We start from the raw sequence: 21,133 nt of genomic DNA on the forward strand, positions 1-21,133 counted from the left end.
CAGCGCCTGGGTTAATGCGTTCTCATGCCCGCAGCATTCATCAACAGCCGGAACATCGACGCGACGGCAAACAGCCCCAGCACGCTGGCACTCCAGATCACGACCAGCCAGCCGATGCGTTTCCACCAAGGGGTGGGTGAGGTTTTATCCTGCATAGTTTCTTCCCTCATCAGTGATAGCCATGTTCATGGCTGACCTTGCCGCGGAACACGTAGTAGCTCCAGAAGGTATAAACCAAAATAATCGGAATGATAAAGAGCGCCCCCACCAACATAAAACCGAGGCTTTGCGGTGGCGCGGCGGCTTGCCACAGGGTGATGGACGGTGGGATCAGCAGTGGCCAAATGCTGATGCCCAATCCGCTGAGCCCCAGAAATACCAGCAGCAGGGTGAGCAAGAACGGCGAGTAATGCGCGGCATTTTTCACCCCATGCCGGATGCCCCAGGCGCTAAGCAGCACCAATATAGGCACTGGCAGCAGCACAAACAGGTTAGGTAACGTGAACCAGCGTGTGGCGATTTCCGGGTGAGCAATGGGCGTCCAGATACTGACGACGGCCAATACCAGCAGCAGGATCACCAGCAGCGGCGTTGCCAACCAATACATACGCGCCTGTAGGTCGCCGGCCGTTTTCATCACCAGCCAGGTGCAGCCGAGTAACGCATAAGTCACCACCAGCCCCAGCCCGCAAAACAGCGCGAACGGCGTCAGCCAGTCGAGTGCGCCACCGGCATAGGTACGGCCGTTGACCGGGAAGCCGTTAATGATGGCCCCGACCACCACCCCCTGGCTGAAGGTGGCAAAGATCGACCCCCAAATAAATGCCTTGTCCCAAATGTGGCGCTTTTCTGGCCGGGCTTTAAAGCGAAACTCAAAGGCCACACCGCGAAAGATTAACCCGAACAGCATCAGGGTGAGCGGAATAGCCAGTGCGTCGAGGATCACGGCGTAGGCCAGCGGGAAGGCACCAAACAGTGCCGCGCCGCCCAGGACCAGCCAGGTTTCGTTGCCGTCCCATACCGGGGCGACGGTGTTCATCATCACATCGCGGTCACCGCTGTCCTTTACCCACGGGAACAGGATGCCGATACCCAAATCAAAACCGTCCATTACCACGTACATCATGGTGCTGAACACAATGATCACAAACCAAATCAACGGAAGATCAATACCCATGTTCAGCTCCTGTCGTCCAAGGTGTCTTTTACTGCGGAGAGCGGTCGTGCCGGTCGGCCGTCGGTATCGTCTTCATGGTTTTCATGCTGCTGCGGCCCTTTGCGGATCAACCGCATCATGTAGGAATAGCCCACGCCGAATACCGAACAGTAAACGATGATAAACGCCAATAAGCTGATGCTCATGTGCAGGTCGCCGTGCGCAGAAACGGCATCCTTGGTACGCAGCAGGCCATAAACGACCCATGGCTGGCGGCCAATCTCGGTCGTGAACCAACCCGCCAGCAGCGCCAGCAAGCCGGAAGGCCCCATCCAGAGAATGAAATAGAGGAACGGGCGCGATTGATATAACCCGCCACGCCAGCGTAGCCAAAGGCTCCAGACCCCGGCGAGGATCATCAACATACCCAGGGCCACCATAATGCGGAATGACCAGAACACCACCGTGGAGTTAGGGCGGTCCTCCGGTGGGAAGGATTTCAGCGCCGGGACCTGTTCGGTCAGGCTGTGGGTCAGGATCAGGCTACCGAGGTAGGGAACTTCCAGCTTGAAGCGGGTTTCCTCACGCTGCATATCCGGCCAACCGAACAAGATCAGCGGCGTGGCTTCCCCCGGCGGGTTTTCCCAGTGACCTTCGATGGCGGCAATTTTTGCCGGCTGGTATTTTAGCGTATTCAGGCCGTGGGCATCGCCGATCATCGCCTGTATTGGGGCGACAATCAGTGCCATCCACATGGCCATCGACAACATTTTACGCATGGCTGGCGTGTCGCGGCCGCGCAATAAATGCCAGGCTGCGGAGGCGCTAACGAAGAACGCCGAAGACAGGAAGGCGGCGGTTGACATATGCAACAGTCGATACGGGAATGACGGGTTGAAAATCACTTTCAGCCAGTCGACCGGCACCACCTGGCCGTTGATGATCTCGTGCCCCTGAGGCGTCTGCATCCAGCTATTGGACGCCAGGATCCAGAACGTGGAAATCAGTGTACCCAGCGCCACCATGCAGGTGGCGAAAAAGTGCAGGCCAGGGCCGACACGGTTCCAGCCAAACAGCATGACGCCCAGAAAACCCGCTTCCAGGAAGAAGGCGGTCAGCACTTCATAGGTCAGCAGCGGCCCTGTGATACTGCCGGCGAACTCGGAGAAGAAACTCCAGTTGGTGCCAAATTGGTAGGCCATAACCAGGCCGGAAACCACGCCCATGCCGAAGTTAACGGCAAAAATTTTCGACCAGAAATGATACAAGTCGCGGTAGGTTTCATTGCGCGTTTTCAGCCACAAACCTTCCAGCACCGCCAGATAACTGGCCAGGCCGATGGTGATTGCAGGGAAAATAATATGGAAAGAAACGGTGAAGGCGAACTGTATTCTGGCAAGTTCTAGTGCATCAAGACCCAGCATGGCGCCTCCTTGGGTTGAACATAAAATAACCTCTTCAGTATAGCGGTAATTTTTCTGTGGAAAGCTTGGCGCTAAGTTAATCACGGAGTACAGTAACTATAATAGTGACAGTTATTTCACTTTTTCATATAACAGTTAGGGCCTATGACCAGATATGAGCAGCTTGCACAACAGATTCGTGAACAGATCCAGAACCGGGTATGGCGGGCGGGGGATAAACTGCCCTCACTGCGTGAAAGCGGTAAACGTGCGGGATTGAGTCTGATGACGGTAGTGCAGTCCTACCAACTGTTGGAGAGTCAGGGGTGGATCGTTGCACGGCCGCAGTCCGGTTATTACGTGGCGGCGCGTCCGCAACCCTTACCACAGCCGGTGCACGGTGAAAAACTGTTGCTGAGTGAACAGGTGGATATCAACACCTTTATTTTTGATGTGCTACAGGCGTGCAAAGACCCGGCTATTATTCCTTTCGGTTCGGCGTTCCCCGACGCCACCTTGTTTGCTCAACCTAAACTGGCGCGGGCGTTGAGCAGCGTTGCGCGCAAACTTACGCCGCACAGTTCACTGGCTAACCTGCCGCCCGGCAATGATGCATTACGGCGGCATATCGCCCAGCGTTATGCGCTGAGTGGTATGCAGGTAGCGCCGGACGAAATAGTCATTACTGCCGGGGCGATGGAGTCATTGAGCCTGAGTCTTCAGGCGGTGACGCAGCCGGGGGATTACGTGGCGATTGAATCTCCGGCTTTTTATGGCGCATTGCAGGCGTTGGAACGCCTGCGGTTGAAGGCGGTGGCGATCGCCACGCATCCGCAGGACGGAATCGATCTGGACGCGCTGGAACAGGCGTTAGAGCAGTACCCGATCAAGGCCTGTTGGTTAATGACCCACTTCCAGAACCCGTTGGGCGCCAGCATGCCGGAGGAAAATAAACAGCGGTTGGTAAGCGTACTGCGCGAGCGCCAGATTTCGTTGATCGAGGATGATGTTTACGGCGAGCTGTATTTCAGCGCCGAGCGTCCGCAACCGGCCAAAGCGCTGGACAGTGGCGGGCAGATCCTGCATTGCTCGTCGTTCTCCAAATGCCTGGCACCGGGCTTTCGTGTCGGTTGGGTAGCGGCGGGGCGCTATGCCCAGCAAATCCAACGGTTGCAGTTGATGAGCACCGTATCGACCAGCGTCCCTACGCAGTTGGCGCTCGCCGATTATTTGCTACACGGCGGTTACGATACACACCTGCGGCGCTTGCGCCGGTTGCTGGCGCAGCGCCAAAGTATGATGCGTCAAGCTATCGCCCATCATTTCCCGTCCACGGTGAAAGTCAGCCAACCCGACGGGGGGTATTTCCTGTGGCTGGAGCTGGATCCGGCGTTGTCGTCGATGGAGCTATACCAGCGTGCGCTGGCTCTGGGGGTGAGTATTGCACCGGGCAGGATGTTCACTACCGGCAATCATTTCAACCATTGCTTCCGCTTGAACGCTTCTTTTGACTGGAGCGACAAGCACGAGGCAGCGATCAAAACCTTAGCCAAACTTATCCGGCAGCTTGAACCGGCAGACTGAGCCACGCTGAGCAATCGGGTTTCGCAATAGAAAAATTCATAATGCTTTTTCCGGCAATGGAATGCCGGTTTCGTTGTTAGACAGCCCTCCGGCCGCCCATTACTCTGCGATAAATTTTGTCACATTTTATCAACGGGTAGACAAGGGGCTGGGGTGAGCAGAATAAAAAATAAGATAAACAGGCTGTTGCAAAAACGTTTGGTGCCGTTGGCGCTGGCCACCGCGATAGGTCTTTCATGCAGTGCACAGGCAGAAACGTTAACCGAGGGGATCACTCCGGCGAGCGATGCCAGTTTGGTGCCGGCCGCTGCCAAGCTGAGAAAAGACACCGTGGTGGCGGGTATTCTCGAGCCACAGGGCAACTTTAACCCTTATCTGTTTACCAACGGCTGGGATGAGAACGTCACCGACGTGATTTTCACCCGGTTAATTGGCCTGGACAGGGAAGGGAAACCGGTGGCGCGGTTGGCTGAGTCCTGGCAAGTCAGCCCGGATAACCGAGTGTATACCATCAAGCTGCGCCCTAATCTGGTCAACAGTGACGGCTCACCTATCAAAGCCGAAGACATCGCCTTTACGTTGACGCTGCTGCATGACCCGGCCTATGACGGTGAAACCGACATTACCCCGGCGCATATTCAGGGTGGCGCCGAATACAAGAACGGCACAGCACCCAGCATTAGCGGATTGAACGTGATCGACGATCGGACGATTCAGATCACCACCACCCAGCCGGGCGCTACCACGCTGCAGCTGATTGGCGGGCCGGTATTGTCGAAGACGTATTACGGCAAGGACTATCAGCGCGGTAAGTTGGAAAGCGTTCGCGCACTGAATGGCAAGCCGTTAGGCAACGGCCCTTACATTTACGACAAATACATTCCAGGGCAGGAGATTCGCTTCCACGCTAACCCTCATTTCTACCTGGGTCAGCCGGCGGTGGCGCGCTTTATTTACCGCGTAACCAACCCGACGACCAACTTCCAGCTGTTCCAAACCGGTGAAACCGACTATGACGCCTTCACCTCCAAGCCAGATGATATTGAGCAGTTAAAACTCTTGGGTTTCGCCAACATCAACTTGTACAGCTCAAGCGATTACAGCCGGGTGGATTTTAACCTTAAGCGCCCGGCGTTACAGGACGCGCGCGTACGTCAGGCGCTGATCTACGGCCTGGATCGTCAGAAACTGATTACGGTGGTGTACCAGGGTTACGGCACTGTGGCTAACCAGCCTATTTCTCCCGTTTCCTGGGCCTATGATCCGCAGGGTATCAATCCTTATGCTTACGACGTCAACAAAGCGAAACGCCTGCTGGATCAGGCTGGCTGGGTGCCGGGTGCAGACGGTATTCGTCAGAAAGACGGCAAAAAGCTGGAACTGACGCTGTTGGTGACCAAGAAGCTGATTAACGATGCATTGGTGCCCATTGCCAAAGACAACTACCGGCAGATTGGGGTGCTATTAAAGCCGCAGGTGCTGGACTTCAATGCGCTGTTGGCCCAACGCAAGGTGGGTAATTATGACCTGGCATCGCTCAGCACCAGCGGGCTGAATGACCCGCATGACGGGGTACGCGATTTCATCAGCCAGATGAGTGAAACCGGCTATAGCAATCCGCAGGTGGATCAGCTGATTAGCCACGCTAACGCCACGTTGGATATTGAACAGCGCAAGCCTTTGTACCATAAGCTGTACCAGGTACTGGCGGAGGATCCACCGGTGATCCTGCTGGGGAACCGTAAAGTGCTCAGCGCCAGCAGTGCGCGCGTCAGCGGTTTTAAGCCGGATGTTTACAACGGCCTGACGGGCAGTTTGCCGGACGTCAAACTGGCTCAGTAACGGCAATGCGCCGCCGCGCGATGCCGTGCGGTGGTGATGGAAAACACCATGAGAAATTTTATCCTGCGCCGTTTGCTGCAAACCATTCCGATGATGTTACTGGCCTCGCTGTTGATTTTCTTCATCTTCGCGCTGACGCCTGGCGACTTTATTGACGGCAACATCAACCTTACTGCGGAACGGGCTGCCGAGCTGCGGGCGTTGTATGGGTTGGATCAGCCGCTGTTCACCCGCTATCTGCATTGGCTTGGTCGCCTGCTGCAAGGCGATCTCGGCTTTTCGTTACAGTACCAGATCCCGGTCAGCACCTTGCTGAATCAGTACATCTGGAACTCATTCCTGCTGGCGTCAGTGGCACTGGTGCTCTACTGGGGCATTGCGTTGGCGGTCGGCGTGGCGTCGGCGATGAAACCCTATTCGCTGTTTGATCATCTGGTCACTGTGGCGGTGTTCGGCGCAATGTCATTCCCGACTTTTTTCCTCTGTTTGCTGTTAATCAAATGGTTTGCCGTCGATCTGCACTGGTTACCGGCGGGCGGCATGCTGCGAACGGGCAGTGACGCGACCGGATTGGCCTGGGTGGGGGAAGTGGCGGCACATCTGTTGTTGCCGGTACTGGCATTAGTGATGTTGCAGGCTGGGACCCTGACGCGCTATTTCCGCGCCAGCATGCTGGACGTGATCCGCATGGATTATATCCGTACCGCCCGGGCCAAAGGTCTGAAGGAAAAAACGGTGATCGTCAAACATGCGCTGCGCAATGCGCTGTTACCCATCATTACGCTACTGGGGTTTGAATTGCCCGCGCTGTTTTCCGGTGCGTTGATCACTGAAAAAATCTTCAACTGGCCCGGCGCGGGGCACATTCACATTGACTCTCTGGCTGCGCGCGACTACCCGGTGTTGATGGGCTTTACGCTTTTTCTGGCGGTGCTGACCATTTTGGGCAATCTGCTGGCGGACATTCTGTACGCCTATGCCGATCCGCGAATTCGTTTGAGGTGAGTATGTTGGCAACGCTGTTTTTTGGGCGCCGTCGTCGTTGGCGGCAGGCGCAATTACCCGCCCTGGCGCAAATGTCGCCGCCACCGGTTGCACAGGCCTGGCAACGGCTGCGTCGCCACCGATTGGCGATGGCCTCGCTGTTGCTGCTGCTGGTTTTGACCCTGCTCTGCGTTTTTGGGCCGATGTTTTCGCCGTGGCAGGACGATGCCGGCGATGCGCTAAACATTAACCACGCGCCTAATGCCGAACATTGGCTAGGGACAGATTTTCTCGGTCGCGATATCTATACCCGCCTGTTGTTGGCAGGCCGCATCTCGCTGACCATAGGTTTGGTCTCCATGCTGCTGTCAGTCACGCTCGGCTACCTGCTGGGCGCGCTGTCCGGTTATCTGGGGGGACTGGTGGATAAGTTGATCATGCGCTTTGCCGATCTGTTGATGACCATTCCCAGCCTGCCATTGCTGATTATCATGGGGGCGATGTTGTCCGAACTGGATGTTTCGCCGGACTACCGCATTTATATGGTGATGATCATGCTCAGCCTGCTGGGGTGGCCGTCCCTGGCGCGGTTGGTGCGCGGGCAGATCCTGTCATTGCGAGAGCGTGATTTTATGTTGGCGACAGAAGTCTTGGGCCTGTCCACGCGCCGACGTTTGTTTGGTCACCTGTTGCCGAATACCATTCCGATTTTGGTTGTAGTGGCGACCATGGGTGTCGCCAACGCCATTCTCAGCGAGTCAGCGCTCAGTTACCTGGGGCTGGGCGTGGTGCCGCCGACGCCGTCGTGGGGCAACATGATGGATGCGGCCAACAGCCTGATCGATTTTCAGCGTCGCCCCTGGCTGTGGATGCCGCCGGGGTTGGCCATTTTTATCACCGTAGTGGCGATTAATATTCTGGGTGACGGCCTGCGGGACGCACTCGATCCGAAAATGAACGGGGTGAAACGATGAGTCGACCACTGGTGGCATTCAATCAACTGTCGGTGGCTTTCAATGGCGAACAAGGGCAGGTGCGTGCGGTACAGCAAGTCAGCTTTGAACTCCATGCCGGACAGACGCTGGGCATCGTCGGCGAGTCAGGTTGCGGCAAAAGCGTCACCGCGATGGCGCTGATGGGGCTGTTACCGCAGCCGCTGGCACAGATCGACGGCGGTGAAATTCATTTTGATGGGCAGGACTTGCTCAAACTGCGTCCGCAACAAATGCGTGATTTGCGCGGCAACCGGCTGGCCATGATATTTCAGGAACCGATGAGCGCGCTGAACCCGGTATTGACGATCGGCGAACAATTGGTGGAGCCGTTAATCCGCCATCGAGGGACAGCACCAAAGACCGCCTGGCGTGAGGCGACGGCGCTGATTACCGAGGTCGGGTTGGCGCGAGCAGAACAGTTGATGACCTGTTATCCGCACCAGCTTTCTGGCGGTATGTTGCAGCGCGTTATGATCGCCATGGCCATCAGCTGTCGGCCGGCCTTGCTGATTGCCGATGAGCCCACCACGGCGTTGGACGTCACCGTGCAGGCGCAGATCTTGGCGCTGCTGCGTGAGCAGAGCCGTAAAAATAACATGGCCATGATGTTGATCACCCACGACCTTGGCGTGATTGCCCAGATGGCCGATCGGCTGGTCGTGATGTATGCCGGACGCATTGTCGAGCAGGGGGACACGCGGGAGGTGTTAGCCAACCCACAACATCCCTATACCCAGGGATTGATGGCTTCACGGCCGGTCGCCGGCCAGCGGCGGCGCAGACTGTACTCGATCCCCGGTCAGGTGCCCGATCTCGCCAATCTGCCCGATCACTGTGCCTTTGCCGATCGTTGCGCTCAGGCCAGTGCACGTTGCCGTGACGGCATTCCGCCTTTGTACGGGACTTTGCAGCGCCAATCTGCCTGTTTTATCAATGCGGGAGGGCGTTTTCATGCCGTCTGATCTCTTGGTGGAAGTGAAAGGCTTGAAGAAGCATTTTCCGCTGCGTGAAGGGGTGTTTGGCCAGACAACCGGACAACTGCGGGCGGTGGATGATGTCAGCTTTGGTATTCGCAAAGGCACTGTTTTCGGCCTGGTCGGTGAGTCGGGCAGTGGGAAAACCACCGTAGGCCGTACGTTGTTGGGGCTACACGACAAAACGGCCGGTGAAGTGTTATTCAACGGGCAGGCGCTGGATAAGCTCAGTCCCCGCCGATTGCGTGCCCTGCGCCCGAAGATGCAGTTGGTGTTTCAAGACCCATACAGTTCGCTAAACCCGAGGATGCGTATTGGCGATGCCATCGGTGAGGCCCTGATGGAGCATGGGCTGGCGCATAAAAGTGAATTGCGTGACCGGGTGATTGACACTATGAAGATCTGCGGATTATCGGCGCAACAGTATGGGCGTTTTCCGCATGAATTTTCCGGTGGTCAGCGCCAACGTATCGGTATTGCCCGCGCGTTGATCCTGCAGCCGGAATTTATCGTCGCGGACGAGCCGATTTCGGCACTCGACGTTTCGATCCAGGCACAGATCATCAACCTGTTTTCCGATCTTCAGGAGCAGAAAGGGGTGACCTTCCTGTTTATCTCTCACGATCTTGGCGTCGTGGAGCATTTGTGTCAGGACGTGGCGGTGATGTATCTCGGTCAGATTGTGGAGAGCGCCGATCGCGATAGCCTATTCCGGCAGCCACGGCATCCTTATACCCGGGCGTTGCTGGCGGCGGTACCTCGTCTGGATCCTTCACGGCTGCCGCAGGCGATGGCCCAGGGGGAGTTGCCTGACCCTGCGCAACCGCCGCACGGCTGCCGTTTTCATACCCGTTGCCCGCGGGCGACCGCACAATGCCGGGAATTGGCCCCGGCGTTACGTACGGTGGCGGTGGGACATAGGGTGGCTTGCCATTATGCCGAATAACCTAGGCCAGATAATGCTTCAACGCTCGCCCGGCCTGATGGATGGCGGAATGCACTGCCGGCACATGGGCGATGGGGTTCAGCAGGCCGTAATCGTGGATCAACCCATTGTAACGGGTGGAGGTGACCTCTACCCCGGCAGCGTTCAGTAGCCGGGCATAGGCTTCACCTTCATCACGCAGTACGTCCAGTTCAGCGGTCTGGACCAGCGCCGGCGGCAGGCCTTTTAGCTGTGCCAGCGTGGCGTTGAGCGGTGAAGCATAAATTTCCTTACGCTGTGCTTTATCGGTGGTGTAGTTGTCCCAGAACCATTTCATCATGTTGCGCGTCAGGAAGTGGCCTTCGGCAAATTGATGATAGGACTCGGTGTCAAAGTTGGCGTGCGTCACGGGCCACAGCAAGATCTGACAGCGCAGCGCCGGGGTGCCTTTTTCTTTGGCCATCAGGCTGACCACCGCCGCCATATTGCCACCGACGCTGTTGCCGACCACGGCCAGGCGGGAGCCATCGACGTTGATTTTTTCGCCGTATTCGGCCACCCATTCAGTGGCGGCGTAGGCCTGATTAATGGCCGTCGGGTAATGGGCTTCCGGCGAGGGGGTATAGTTGACGAACACCGCTGCGGCACCTGCGCTGTAGACTAAATCGCGTACCAGCCGTTCATGGGTAGGGAAGTCACCCAGCACCCAGCCACCGCCGTGGAAGAACATAAATACCGGCAGCGCTTCTTTAACCTTGGCTGGACGCACGATGTGCAACAGGATGTCCTGCCCCTCGACATGGATCGTCTTCTCGTTGATCTCGACCTCGCGAAGTGGCACGTCGACGCTGCGTTGTGCGCCCTCCAATACCTTACGCGCCTCTTTCGGTTTCATCTCTTCCATCGGCTTGCCACCACCTGCATTCAACGCGTCCAGAAAGGCACGGATATCCTGCTGTGCTGCCGGTTGGCTTGGATCTACAGTTTTTTTAGGCATTTTGGCTCCTCAAGCGTTTTGCGGTCGAGATCACAGTGTAGTCGAACGACAGGTGTTTGCTGTCCGTACAGCACGCAGTGAAAAGACGTGTTGCACCACGCTTTTCGCCGCCTGAGTTTGACTTTTCAACGGGGCAACGATACTTTTTAGTTATTAATGGAACACGTGTTCCATTGGCGGCAATCACCGGAGGCCCCGGTGCATCTCTTTTGGCGCTCAACGCCGTGCAGGAAACATAACCTTATGATTGTGATTGCAAATTCTGAAGGGCATCCGGGTATCGCTCTGTCTGCCGAACGGCTGCAGCAGGGACACAACGGCCTGCGCGCCATTGTTGATGGCATCAAGTTGGTGGAACTGGACCCGAGTGTGCGTACTGTTGGTTATGGTGGCTGGCCGAACGTATTGGGTGAGATGGAACTGGATGCCTCGGTAATGGATGGTGACAGTTTGCGCACCGGTGCTGTGGGGGCGTTACAAGGCTACCTGCATCCGGTGGAGGTTGCGTACCGGGTGATGGAAGATCTTAACCACGAAATTCTGGTGGGTGCCGGAGCCGCCCGGTTTGCTGCCGAAATTGGCGCGCTGGCGGGTGATAACCTGATCGCCGATTCCAAACGCGTATGGTGGGACAAGCTGGAACAGGCGATGAGCGCAGAACAGCGACGTGACTGGCCGAATATTCCGCTGGCCGGGCTGTCTAACAATGCCACCGATCCCGAACGTGTACGTGACACTACGGTGTTTTTAGCGCTTGATGGCGGGGGAACACTGAGCGCAGCCACGTCTACCTCGGGTTGGGCGTGGAAATATCCGGGGCGATTGGGGGATAGCCCAATTATCGGCAGCGGTTCGTATGCCGACAGCCGTTACGGCGCTTGTGCTTGTACGCATACCGGGGAAATGACCATTCGTTGCGGCACCAGCCGTGCCGTCGTGTTGTACATGAAGATGGGGATGACGCTGGATCAGGCGGTGTATGAAGCGATCGAAGATTTGAACTACCTGAAGGACGGTTATACCGAAGGGGTGACGATCCATGCCGTCGATAAACACGGCAATCACAAGGTGGTGAGCCTGAACTGCCCAGGCCCCATCCAATACTGGCTGTGGCAAACCGGTATGGCGGCACCAGAATTGCGCGATGCCGAGATCATAACCACCCGTTGACACAGTGCTCTGGGGGTTAAGAGGTGGGGTGGGGCGCTGCATGCTGCGCCCAAGAGCAGAATCCATGGGGTAACGCGGGTCGACCCTGTTCGATCCCTGCGGGTTTAGCCTTTTCACGGGGATGACGACAGCCTGAACCGCCGAAAGCGGCTCGTTCAGCAAGAGGCACGCACCACCAGTTCGGTGGGAATGGTCACTTGCTGCGGTGCGGCCTGCGGGCTGCTGCTGCGTAACTCCACCAGCCTGACAATGGCGGCGATCATCGCGCTGATATCCCGGCGCACCGAGGTCAGTTGGTAGCTTGGCCAGGCGGCCATCGGGATATCGTCAAAGCCGTAGACCGCGACGTCCTGTGGGATGCGCAGCGGCGTATGCAAACGAATATAATCCATCACACCCATCGCCATCGAATCGGCCGTGCAGAAGATGGCCTGTGGGGCCGGTTGCGCTGCCAGCAGCTGTGGTGCCAGTTTGAAACCGCTTTGATAGCTGTAGTCGCCGCTGAGTTGCGCCACGATCTGCAGTTGCTGTGTGGCCGCATGGGCTAAAAAGGTCTGCTGGCGCACTTGTTCGCCTTTGGCGCTGCTGCGCCCACCAAGGAGCGCCACATGTCGTTGGCCTTTTTGCGCCATTAGCGCTGCCAGTTGTTGCAGGCTGGGTGCTTCATCGGCGTTGAGCGCATCGCACAGGGCGTCACCGGCTAACCCATTGAGCATGATCGGTGTGGCGATGCGGAACAGATCTTTCGCTGTGCGAGCGCTAATGTTGTCGGCGAACACCACGGCGGAATCAACATGATAAGAAATGGTTTGTTTGAGGTAGTTGGCCGGATCTTCAATGCCTTCCAATCGGATCATCACCGCCTGCCGGTTGCTGTTTTGCAACTGCTCCACCAAACGATCGAAAAACTCCAAATCAGACAGGTCATGAAAGTGGTTAACCACGACCGCGACAAACCCGGTTTTACCGGTATGCAGGCTTTGGGCAATCGCATCGGGTGCATAGCCCAACTGGCTGGCCACACGCATCACCAACTCACGATTTTTTTGCGATACCCGGCCTTGATTGGAAAAGGCGCGGGAAACCACGGTGCGTGAAACGCCGGCTACGCGGGCGACATCGTGAGACGTGACTTTTTTAATCGGCATGGCGCAAGTACTCAACGGAAAACGGGGCGCTGCGGTAAGAGGGGCAGCGGCGGTATGGTCTCACAGAATGCCGGCCGGCAACACTGTTTCCCCGTGTGGTGCCAGACGCTCGCCGCTGTTTGGGTCAAAAAAGTGCAGGGCAGTGGTATCCAGCGTCACCGCCAGCGGCAAACCCTGCGGGTAGTGCTGCTGAGTGTGTTGCTTCACGATGTATTGTGCGCCATTGTCACCCTGAACAAACAGATTGCTTTCTGCACCCAGATTTTCACTGTACACCAGCGTACCGCGCAGGTGCGGTTCCACCTGCGGTTCCACCTGCGGTTCCACCTGCGGTGCGCTGATGCTGCACGCTTCCGGTCGGCAACCCAGCGTCAGCCACTCGCCCGCTTTTGTCGCCAGCGCCGGAAATTCGGCGGTGTTCACGGGCAGCAGCAAGCCAGAATCGCCTTGTAGCACAATCTGCGTCCCCTGAACCTGTACCTGCACATCGAACAAGTTCATCTGCGGTGAGCCAATAAACTCGGCGACAAAGCGGTTAACTGGCCGGTGATAGAGGTCCAGCGGTGTGCCAATCTGCTGTACTTTACCCTGATTCATGATCACCACTTTATCGGCCATGGTCATGGCTTCAACCTGGTCATGAGTGACATAAATTATGGTGGCACCGATGGCCTTGTGCAGTGCCGACAGCTCTTGGCGCATGCGATTACGCAGTTTGGCGTCGAGATTGGACAACGGCTCATCAAACAGGAATACCTTGGGGCGTCGGACGATGGCACGCCCCAGCGCCACACGCTGACGTTGACCGCCGGAAAGCTGGCCCGGTTTGACCTTTAGAAACTCGGTCAGATGCAGCATGTCGGCAACGGCCGCAATTTGGCTAGCGATCTCTGCTTTAGCCATTCCTTTAATTTTCAACGACAACGCCATGTTTTCGTACACCGTCATGTGCGGGTACAGCGCATAGCTCTGGAATACCATGGCGATGTCGCGGTATTTGGGCAGCACGTCATTCATGCGTTCGCCGTCGATCAGCAATTCACCGGAAGACAGGGTTTCCAACCCGGCAATCATCCGCAGCGTGGTAGATTTACCGCAGCCTGACGGACCGAGCAGCACCACAAACTCGCCTTTCTCCACCTGCAGATTGACGTTGCTGGCGGCCTGATAGCCGTTGTCATAGCGTTTGTTGATATCAACCAGTTCTACGTAAGCCATCAGTGCTCCGTTTGTGCAAGCAGGGAACTGAGTCGTGCCAGCAATAGCACGCCGAATGAGGATGCACCGTTGGCGTACAGCTTGCGGTGCGGCATATCCGTCGACATGGCGGCGATGTCCAGGTGCGCCCAGCGTTGACCCGGCTGTACGAATTCGCTGATAAAGGTTGCGGCCACGCACGGGCTGCCGTGCGGATCCTCACCACCGTGGCGATAATCGGCAAATTCAGATTTCAGCACACCGCGATACCAGCCGCCGTGTGGCATGGGCCATACCGGTTCTGCGCTAGCGTTGCCTGCTTGGGTAACCTGAGCCAGAAACGCATCGTCGTTGCCCATCATGGCGGCATATTCCTTGCCTAGCGCTACGCCTGCACCACCGGTCAGGGTCGCAATATCCAACAGATAGTCCGGTTGGAAGCGTTGCTGGGCATAACTGATGACGTCCGCCAACACCATGCGTCCTTCGGCATCAGTCGAAATGATTTCCACCGATTTGCCGTTGTGCATGGTTACAACGTCGCCAGGGCGCTGGGCGCGTGAAGAGGGCATGTTTTCCACCAGCCCACACAGGCCAATGACACGGATCGGCAATTGCAGCGCGTCGATGATACGCATTGCGCCCACGACCGCGGCTGCACCGCCCATATCAAACTTCATGGTACTCATGCGCGCCGCGCCTTTGATACTGATGCCACCGCTGTCGAAGGTCACGCCTTTGCCGACCAGCGCCAGGGTGTGACGAGCATTGGCTGGATGGTGATCGAGTATCAGCAACTGCGATGCCCGGGCACTGCCCTGGCCAACGCCCAGCAGACCGCCAAAGCCTAGCGCAGCCATTTGTTCATCCCCTAACACCTCCTGATGCAGATGGCTGAACGGCAATTGCGCGACGGCCTCCACGAAGCTTTCAGGGTAGAGAATATTGGCGGGTTTGTTCATCAGCTCGCGGCCGGCGATCACGCCCTCGGCATGCAGGTTTGCCCAATCGCACAAGGCTTGCGTTGCGGCATCTTGGCTGCTCAGCCGCAGCGTCGGATCGGCCAGCGTTACGCTGGCATTATGCTGATAGCGGTAAGCGCCGAGACGCAAACCAAACAGCAGCCAGCGCCAGGTCTCATCGTCTGCTGTCAGTTCCGGGACCAACGTCAGTCGCAGCTGCTGCAGCCCAAAGTCTTTTTGCCCGGCGGCGATAACGGCCCCGGCATCTTGCAGCGCGGCAGGGGTCAGACGGGGGCCGACGTTGAGGCCAAATCGCCTTTCACCCAGTGGATAAAGTACACCGACGCTTGCCCGTTGCAGCCCGGCATCTTGCAGTGTGGCGGGCAGTTGCTCCTCTGTGGCAGCAAACAGGATGACGTGCTGGTGCGCAGCCGCGCCCTTTACGCTGTAAATATCGATTGATTGCATAAGTTACCCTTTGACCGCCCCACGCGTGAGGCTCTCCATCATTTGTTTGGACGAGAAGATAAAGGCAATCAGCAGTGGCACGATGGCCAGGAAGCTGCCGGTCATTACCAGGTTCCACGGCGTGGCGGTGGCTCCGCTCAGGCTGCGCAGTACCAATTGAAGAATTTGTTTATCCGGTGACTGTAACGCCACCAACGGCAGCATGAAGTTGTTCCAGGTGTCGACCACCACAACGATCGCCACGGTCAGCAATGCTGGGCGCATCAAAGGCAGGCCGATACGCAAGAAAATCTGTAATTCATTCAGGCCGTCCATGCGTGCACTGTCGAGGATTTCGCTGGGTAATGAAGCGCTCACGTATTGGCGAACCAGAAAGATACCGAAGATGTTTACGCCGGCAGGCAGCCAAACGGCGGCGAACTGGTCGAGCAGGCCCACGCTTTTGATGACGAAGAAGTAAGGCACCAGATTGACCACGCTGGGGACCATCATGGTCAGCATCAGCGTAGTGAACAGCACTTTCTTACCCTTGAACTGGTAAACGCTGAAAGCGTAGCCCGCAGCAGCGGAAACCAACACGCTGGTCAAGGTGGCCATGGCGGTGACATACAGGGTGTTAAGCAGCGAACGGGTAAACGGAACCTGTTGTTCCAACCCGCGGAAGTTTTCCACCAGATGCGTGCCAAAGCGGAGAGACATGCCCATGATGCTGCGGGTGTCCTGCGTCGCCAGCAAGGCAGACCAATAGAACGGAAACAGCGACAACGACGCGAACAGGGATACCAACAGATAAATCACCAGTTTTCCGGTGTCGAAACGGCGGCCTTCAGCGATCATTTTTCACACCTCCCCGGTTGCCGAAGCCCCAAAACACCAAGGCACTGACTACGGCTATCAACAGGAACAAGATCCAGGAAATCGCCGAAGCCGTTCCCATATCCAGGTAGGACCAGCCGGTTTTGTAGACGTACATCGACACCGTGAGGCCGCTGTTGTCAACGCCGCCCGTACCCTGGGTCAAGATCATCGGTTCGTTGAATAACTGCATGTTGCCAATCAGCGTCATCAGCGTGGCGAAGAAGATAAAAGGTGCCAACAGCGGCAGCGCGATATAGCGGAATTTCTGCCAACGGCTCGCACCGTCCAGCTCAATGGCCTCGTACAGGTCCGGTGAGATAGATGCCAGGCCGGTCATGTAAATCACCGTATTGATGCCGGTAAATTTCCAGGTCACCTGATTGGCGATGGTGAAACGGATCCAGTCGCTGTCAAAGAAGTTGATGGGCAATGCGGCGGCTAACGTGCCGAGGTGCAGTTTGGTCGCTAACCCGCTGAGAAGCTCGTTAACCATGCCGACGGGGGAAAACAGGTTGAACACAATCAGGCTAACGGCCACGGAAGAGGTAATGTAGGGCAGGAAGATGGCTGCCTTCAGAAAACGTCTGCCGCGCACGATGATATGCAGCAAGGAGTAAGCCAGCGTAATCGCAAACAGATGCTGGCACAGGCCCGACACCAGCGTGATTTTGATGGTGTTGACCAGCGACACCCAGAAGGCATCGTCGGTGAAGGCGTAGTAAAAGTTATCCAGCCCGACAAACTTCATCGAACCGAGGCCCTTTACCGGGTTCCATGACTGAAATGACAGAAACGCCGAAAAGAAGATCGGGAACGCGTTAAACACCGCGAACAGCAGCATAAACGGCAGCAACAGCAGGTAGGCGGTGCGGTGATCGTGCAGCAGCCCTTTGAAAAATCGCTTACGCATAGACTCCCCGAACCGGTGGAAAATATAAAATCGGCGTCAAAAAAACGCTGGAGTTATATCCTAAATAATTCGAGTTGCAGGAAGGCGGCAAGAGCATGGGTCCCCAGGAGCTTACATCAGTAAGTGACTGGGGGGAGTGCTTGAGGCCAACACACCTGCAGCTTGAAATATGACGGATATAGATGATTACAACGCGCGCATCCGCCGCTCGAGCAGTTTGTTGGCATCGCGCAGGGTGCTGTCGATATCCTGATGCTGCACCAGAATTTTCTTCGCCGCTTCATTGAGAATTTCGTTGGCGATATTATCTTCCGGCGCTGAGGCAACCGGCTTCAGGTCCGGCACCAGACTGGCGTAGTAGCGCATCGAATGTTGACCGCCGAGAATGCGACTCGGCGTGTCAAAGTAGGGCGCGTTATACACGTCGAGACGGGCAGGTAAGGTACCGGCGGTTTTGGCCGCGTCGATCACCACGTCACGTTGCATAAAGTATTGAATGAACTGCCAGGCCGCGTCGGCGTTTTTGCTTTGTTTTGGGATCACCAGCGTGGTGCCGCCAGCATTGACCTTGATGTTGCCCGGTACGTCGGTCACGCGCCACAACCCGGCTTTGGCACCGTCCGGATCCAATTCTTGCTCAATACGGCCTTCGTCCCAGGGGCCGTCGATATCTGCGAACAGTTTCCCCTGACGGTACAGCTTGATGTATTCCTGCGAATTGGTTGAGCCGTCGAGCGAGGCGGCTAATCCTTTGTCATACAGCGTTTTGATGACCGTCATCAACTGTTTGATTTGAGGGGAGTCGAGGTTGGGTTTACCGTCTTTGGTGTACACGGGTTTGCCCGGTTCACTGTTCATGCCCACCACGAGTGGGTTGATCAGGCTGGTGGCGGCAGGCAACAGGTAAGCGCCTTGCTCTTTTTTCAATTTCTCACCAAAGGCGATAAAACTGTCCCAACTTTTGGTGATGTCCTCAATCTTCGTTCCCGCCTTTTGCACCATGTCGTTCCGGTAGATCATGATTACCGGGCCGGTATCGTAAGGCACACCATAGATGTTGCCGTCGTTGCCTTTTGCCAGACTGATCATTGAAGGATCAAACTGCCAGCCCTGGCTGTCGATGCTGAACGGAGGGGCGCTCAGGTTGTTCAGACCACCGGAGTTGGCGAAGCTGCCCAGCTTAATGGTGCTGACGCTGAAGATATCGGCGGCACCTTGGCCGACGGCCAACGCGGTCGTCAGCTTTTGGTGGCAGTCAGAGAAGCCGCATTTAATCGACTGCACCTGAATGTCCGGGTGCGCCGCTTCAAAATCTTTAATCACCTTATTGATGTAATCATTCGGCAAATAGTTGGCGAAGGTAATGCGGGTAGTGGCGCTGGCAGAAAGGGGCAGGCCCAGCAGCACGGCCAGTGCGACCCCGGTGATCCTATGGTTAGTACGCAAGCAGAAATGAGCCATGATAACCCCGATGCTGTGCAGTCGATGTGTACCCGTCCTACTTCAAGCCGCCGCGGTGTCGCTGCGTGACTCGGCCCATCCATGGAGCTCACCCCCGTGGCTGGCTTAGGCCAGCGCCTGGGGACTCATGTTTTGCCGCTTTCCTGCGGCTCGAATTATTTAGGGTGGGTGCGTTTTTTTTATCATGGAACACGTGTTCCATTGAAATTAACCTATTATCGCGTCCTCAGACTGTCAACAATTTGTTCAGTAAGTTAACAAATATGAGATCTGGCGCGGGGGTTGCGTGTGCGCATGCACAATGATGCGCCGCGATGTGCTGCGCAGAGCCTTGGCTGGCGTGGGTTTGCTCTCATAGGGTGCAGTGCCTGCACTGAAGTGGGGCAAAAGTGTGATGGGGCGCATGTCAGGCCAAATTATTTTTGCGAGCGCGATCAGAAATATTGAAGTTTTTTGTAATTGAATAGGATTTCGCAGCCAACGATGATTTTTCGCCTTATTTTTCCAATTATTCATTACCAATGCATATTTATTGAATAAGTATGCATTGTAAGCCGTTGTTTTAGCGTAAAAAAACCAAAAAATTGCCGGAAATCCCAGTTTGGCACGATAGCTGCTCTACACTCTTTATCAAACGGCATGTATTTTAACTGCTCGTTAACATTTATTCCCCGTTCCAGGACCTGATTCCCGGCATAAATAGCGAAAAACGCGTTTGATGTAACAGATTTGTTTCTGAATAGACGGTGAGAGGCAGAGTTATCACCGGTCGAAAAGGAGATTCAACGGCGCTGTTTTTCTTGTTTTGTTGTGGAACATCCGGGCAGGAACGGCCCTTACAGTCAAAATTCAGTCTTTGCTGAAGTTATGAGGTCATTATGGAACAGCCAATCGCAGTTACCCGCCAGTCTTTCGATGACTGGATGGTCCCGGTTTACGCCCCCGCTGATTTTATTTTGGTTCGGGGAGAAGGATCGCAGGTCTGGGATCAACAGGGTAAGTCTTACATCGATTTTGCCGGTGGTATCGCGGTAAACGCGTTGGGCCATGCTCACCCCGTGGTGACGGCAGCGCTGGTGGAGCAGGCGGGCAAACTGTGGCATCTGGGCAACGGCTACACCAACGAACCGGTACTGCGTTTGGCAAAGCAGCTGATTGACGCCACCTTTGCCGATAAGGTGTTTTTCTGCAACTCCGGTGCGGAAGCCAACGAAGCGGCACTCAAGTTGGCGCGTAAACGCGCTCTGGATAAAGGCAACGGCAGCAAAAACCAGATTGTCGCGTTTAACAACGCCTTCCACGGCCGCACGCTGTTTACTGTCTCAGCGGGTGGGCAACCGAAGTATTCAAAAGATTTCGCCCCGTTACCGGGTGGGATCACCCATACACCATTTAACGATTTGGCCGCGGCGGCTGAAGCGATCAATGACAATACCTGTGCGGTGATTGTTGAGCCGATCCAGGGCGAGGGCGGTGTATTACCTGCCGATCCTGCTTTCCTGCAGGGCCTGCGTGAGCTGTGCGATCGCCATGATGCGGTGCTGATTTTCGATGAAGTGCAAACCGGCATGGGCCGTACTGGCGATCTGTATGCCTACATGCAATACGGCGTGGTACCGGACGTGTTAACCACCGCGAAAGCACTGGGCTGTGGTTTCCCTATTGGTGCCATGCTGACGACGGATGATCTGGCCAAAACGCTGGGTGTCGGCACCCATGGCACCACCTACGGCGGTAACCCGCTGGCGACGGCCGTGGCGGGGGCGGTGTTCTCTATCATCAATACGCCAGAAGTATTGGATGGGGTGAAACAGCGCCACCAGTGGTTCCTCGACGGGTTGAACAAAATTAATCAGCAATATCCGATTTTCTCTGAAATCCGCGGTGGTGGCCTGTTGATTGGTTGCCAGTTGACGAAAGATTATGCCGGCAAGGCGAAACAGATCACGCAATTGGCCAACGAAGAAGGTGTGATTGCCCTGATTGCCGGCCCGGATGTGGTGCGCTTTACCCCTTCACTGATCATCCCGGAACAGGATGTGAAAGAGGGGCTGGCGCGATTCGCGCGAGCCGTGGCGCGGATTTGCAGCTAATACACA

18 protein-coding genes are annotated in these 21,133 nt (G+C 56.2%); 8 read left to right on the forward strand and 10 right to left on the reverse strand.

Annotated features, from left to right (window positions below; genetic code table 11):
• Positions 1-11: 11 nt before the first annotated feature.
• From ACI2J2_RS03085 to ACI2J2_RS03095, 3 genes are read right to left on the reverse strand one after another with little or no spacing between them, the layout of a single operon-like run.
• The gene (locus tag ACI2J2_RS03085; RefSeq protein ID WP_404759394.1) at positions 12-155 is read right to left on the reverse strand and encodes a DUF2474 domain-containing protein; all 144 of its coding nucleotides are present in this window, start codon (positions 153-155) and stop codon (positions 12-14) included.
• A gap of 14 nt (positions 156-169) precedes the next feature.
• On the reverse strand, positions 170-1,177 hold the full coding sequence (gene cydB, locus ACI2J2_RS03090; RefSeq protein WP_265553749.1) for a cytochrome d ubiquinol oxidase subunit II: 1,008 nt from the start codon (positions 1,175-1,177) through the stop codon (positions 170-172).
• A gap of 2 nt (positions 1,178-1,179) precedes the next feature.
• On the reverse strand, positions 1,180-2,580 hold the full coding sequence (locus tag ACI2J2_RS03095; protein WP_404759395.1) for a cytochrome ubiquinol oxidase subunit I: 1,401 nt from the start codon (positions 2,578-2,580) through the stop codon (positions 1,180-1,182).
• 144 nt (positions 2,581-2,724) lie between these two features.
• On the opposite strand from ACI2J2_RS03095, the gene ACI2J2_RS03100 reads away from it, so the two are divergent.
• The 6 genes from ACI2J2_RS03100 to ACI2J2_RS03125 all read left to right on the forward strand — a co-directional run bounded on the left by ACI2J2_RS03100 (position 2,725) and on the right by ACI2J2_RS03125 (position 9,884).
• Positions 2,725-4,143 carry a PLP-dependent aminotransferase family protein gene (locus tag ACI2J2_RS03100; RefSeq protein ID WP_209635339.1) on the forward strand — a complete coding sequence of 473 codons (1,419 nt, stop codon included), beginning with the start codon at positions 2,725-2,727 and terminating at the stop codon, positions 4,141-4,143.
• A 153-nt stretch (positions 4,144-4,296) separates the two neighbouring features.
• Positions 4,297-5,985: an ABC transporter substrate-binding protein gene (locus tag ACI2J2_RS03105; protein ID WP_404759396.1), complete on the forward strand. Its 1,689-nt coding sequence runs from the start codon at positions 4,297-4,299 to the stop codon at positions 5,983-5,985.
• 48 nt (positions 5,986-6,033) lie between these two features.
• On the forward strand, positions 6,034-6,990 hold the full coding sequence (locus ACI2J2_RS03110) for an ABC transporter permease (RefSeq protein ID WP_209635335.1): 957 nt from the start codon (positions 6,034-6,036) through the stop codon (positions 6,988-6,990).
• Between the two features lie 2 nt (positions 6,991-6,992).
• Positions 6,993-7,943: an oligopeptide ABC transporter permease gene (opp4C, locus tag ACI2J2_RS03115; RefSeq protein WP_404759397.1), complete on the forward strand. Its 951-nt coding sequence runs from the start codon at positions 6,993-6,995 to the stop codon at positions 7,941-7,943.
• Complete coding sequence (locus tag ACI2J2_RS03120) at positions 7,940-8,926, forward strand: ABC transporter ATP-binding protein (protein ID WP_404759398.1); 987 nt, start codon at positions 7,940-7,942, stop codon at positions 8,924-8,926. Before opp4C ends, ACI2J2_RS03120 begins: the two co-directional genes overlap by 4 nt.
• A complete protein-coding gene (locus tag ACI2J2_RS03125) occupies positions 8,916-9,884 on the forward strand; it encodes an ABC transporter ATP-binding protein (RefSeq protein WP_265553738.1) in 969 nt (322 codons plus the stop codon). Before ACI2J2_RS03120 ends, ACI2J2_RS03125 begins: the two co-directional genes overlap by 11 nt.
• Position 9,885: 1 nt before the next feature.
• On the opposite strand, the gene ACI2J2_RS03130 is transcribed toward ACI2J2_RS03125, so the two are convergent.
• Positions 9,886-10,860, reverse strand: coding sequence for an alpha/beta hydrolase (locus ACI2J2_RS03130; RefSeq protein ID WP_404759399.1), 975 nt, complete (start codon positions 10,858-10,860; stop codon positions 9,886-9,888).
• Positions 10,861-11,103: 243 nt separating this feature from the next.
• Here ACI2J2_RS03130 and ACI2J2_RS03135 point away from each other — a divergent pair, with 243 nt between their 5' ends.
• Positions 11,104-12,030 carry a N(4)-(beta-N-acetylglucosaminyl)-L-asparaginase gene (locus ACI2J2_RS03135; protein WP_209635325.1) on the forward strand — a complete coding sequence of 309 codons (927 nt, stop codon included), beginning with the start codon at positions 11,104-11,106 and terminating at the stop codon, positions 12,028-12,030.
• Positions 12,031-12,185: 155 nt separating this feature from the next.
• Here the strand turns inward: ACI2J2_RS03135 and ACI2J2_RS03140 are convergent, their stop codons facing one another.
• The 6 genes from ACI2J2_RS03140 to ACI2J2_RS03165 all read right to left on the reverse strand — a co-directional run bounded on the left by ACI2J2_RS03140 (position 12,186) and on the right by ACI2J2_RS03165 (position 19,034).
• Complete coding sequence (locus tag ACI2J2_RS03140) at positions 12,186-13,178, reverse strand: LacI family DNA-binding transcriptional regulator (RefSeq protein WP_265553732.1); 993 nt, start codon at positions 13,176-13,178, stop codon at positions 12,186-12,188.
• A 60-nt stretch (positions 13,179-13,238) separates the two neighbouring features.
• Entirely contained in the window at positions 13,239-14,396 is a 1,158-nt protein-coding gene (locus ACI2J2_RS03145) for an ABC transporter ATP-binding protein (protein WP_404759400.1), read from the reverse strand.
• Positions 14,396-15,805, reverse strand: coding sequence for a leucyl aminopeptidase family protein (locus ACI2J2_RS03150; protein ID WP_404759401.1), 1,410 nt, complete (start codon positions 15,803-15,805; stop codon positions 14,396-14,398). The genes ACI2J2_RS03145 and ACI2J2_RS03150 overlap by 1 nt, the downstream gene beginning before the upstream one ends.
• Before the next feature lie 3 nt (positions 15,806-15,808).
• Positions 15,809-16,642 carry a carbohydrate ABC transporter permease gene (locus ACI2J2_RS03155; protein WP_209635317.1) on the reverse strand — a complete coding sequence of 278 codons (834 nt, stop codon included), beginning with the start codon at positions 16,640-16,642 and terminating at the stop codon, positions 15,809-15,811.
• The gene (locus tag ACI2J2_RS03160; protein ID WP_404759402.1) at positions 16,632-17,573 is read right to left on the reverse strand and encodes a carbohydrate ABC transporter permease; all 942 of its coding nucleotides are present in this window, start codon (positions 17,571-17,573) and stop codon (positions 16,632-16,634) included. The genes ACI2J2_RS03155 and ACI2J2_RS03160 overlap by 11 nt, the downstream gene beginning before the upstream one ends.
• 186 nt (positions 17,574-17,759) lie before the next feature.
• Entirely contained in the window at positions 17,760-19,034 is a 1,275-nt protein-coding gene (locus ACI2J2_RS03165; RefSeq protein ID WP_404759403.1) for an ABC transporter substrate-binding protein, read from the reverse strand.
• An 878-nt stretch (positions 19,035-19,912) separates the two neighbouring features.
• Here ACI2J2_RS03165 and ACI2J2_RS03170 point away from each other — a divergent pair.
• Entirely contained in the window at positions 19,913-21,127 is a 1,215-nt protein-coding gene (locus tag ACI2J2_RS03170; RefSeq protein ID WP_209635311.1) for an aspartate aminotransferase family protein, read from the forward strand.
• The last annotated feature ends 6 nt before the right edge of the window (positions 21,128-21,133 follow it).

Source organism: Serratia sp. NPDC087055 (genome assembly GCF_044900985.1).
Lineage (GTDB): Bacteria > Pseudomonadota > Gammaproteobacteria > Enterobacterales > Enterobacteriaceae > Serratia.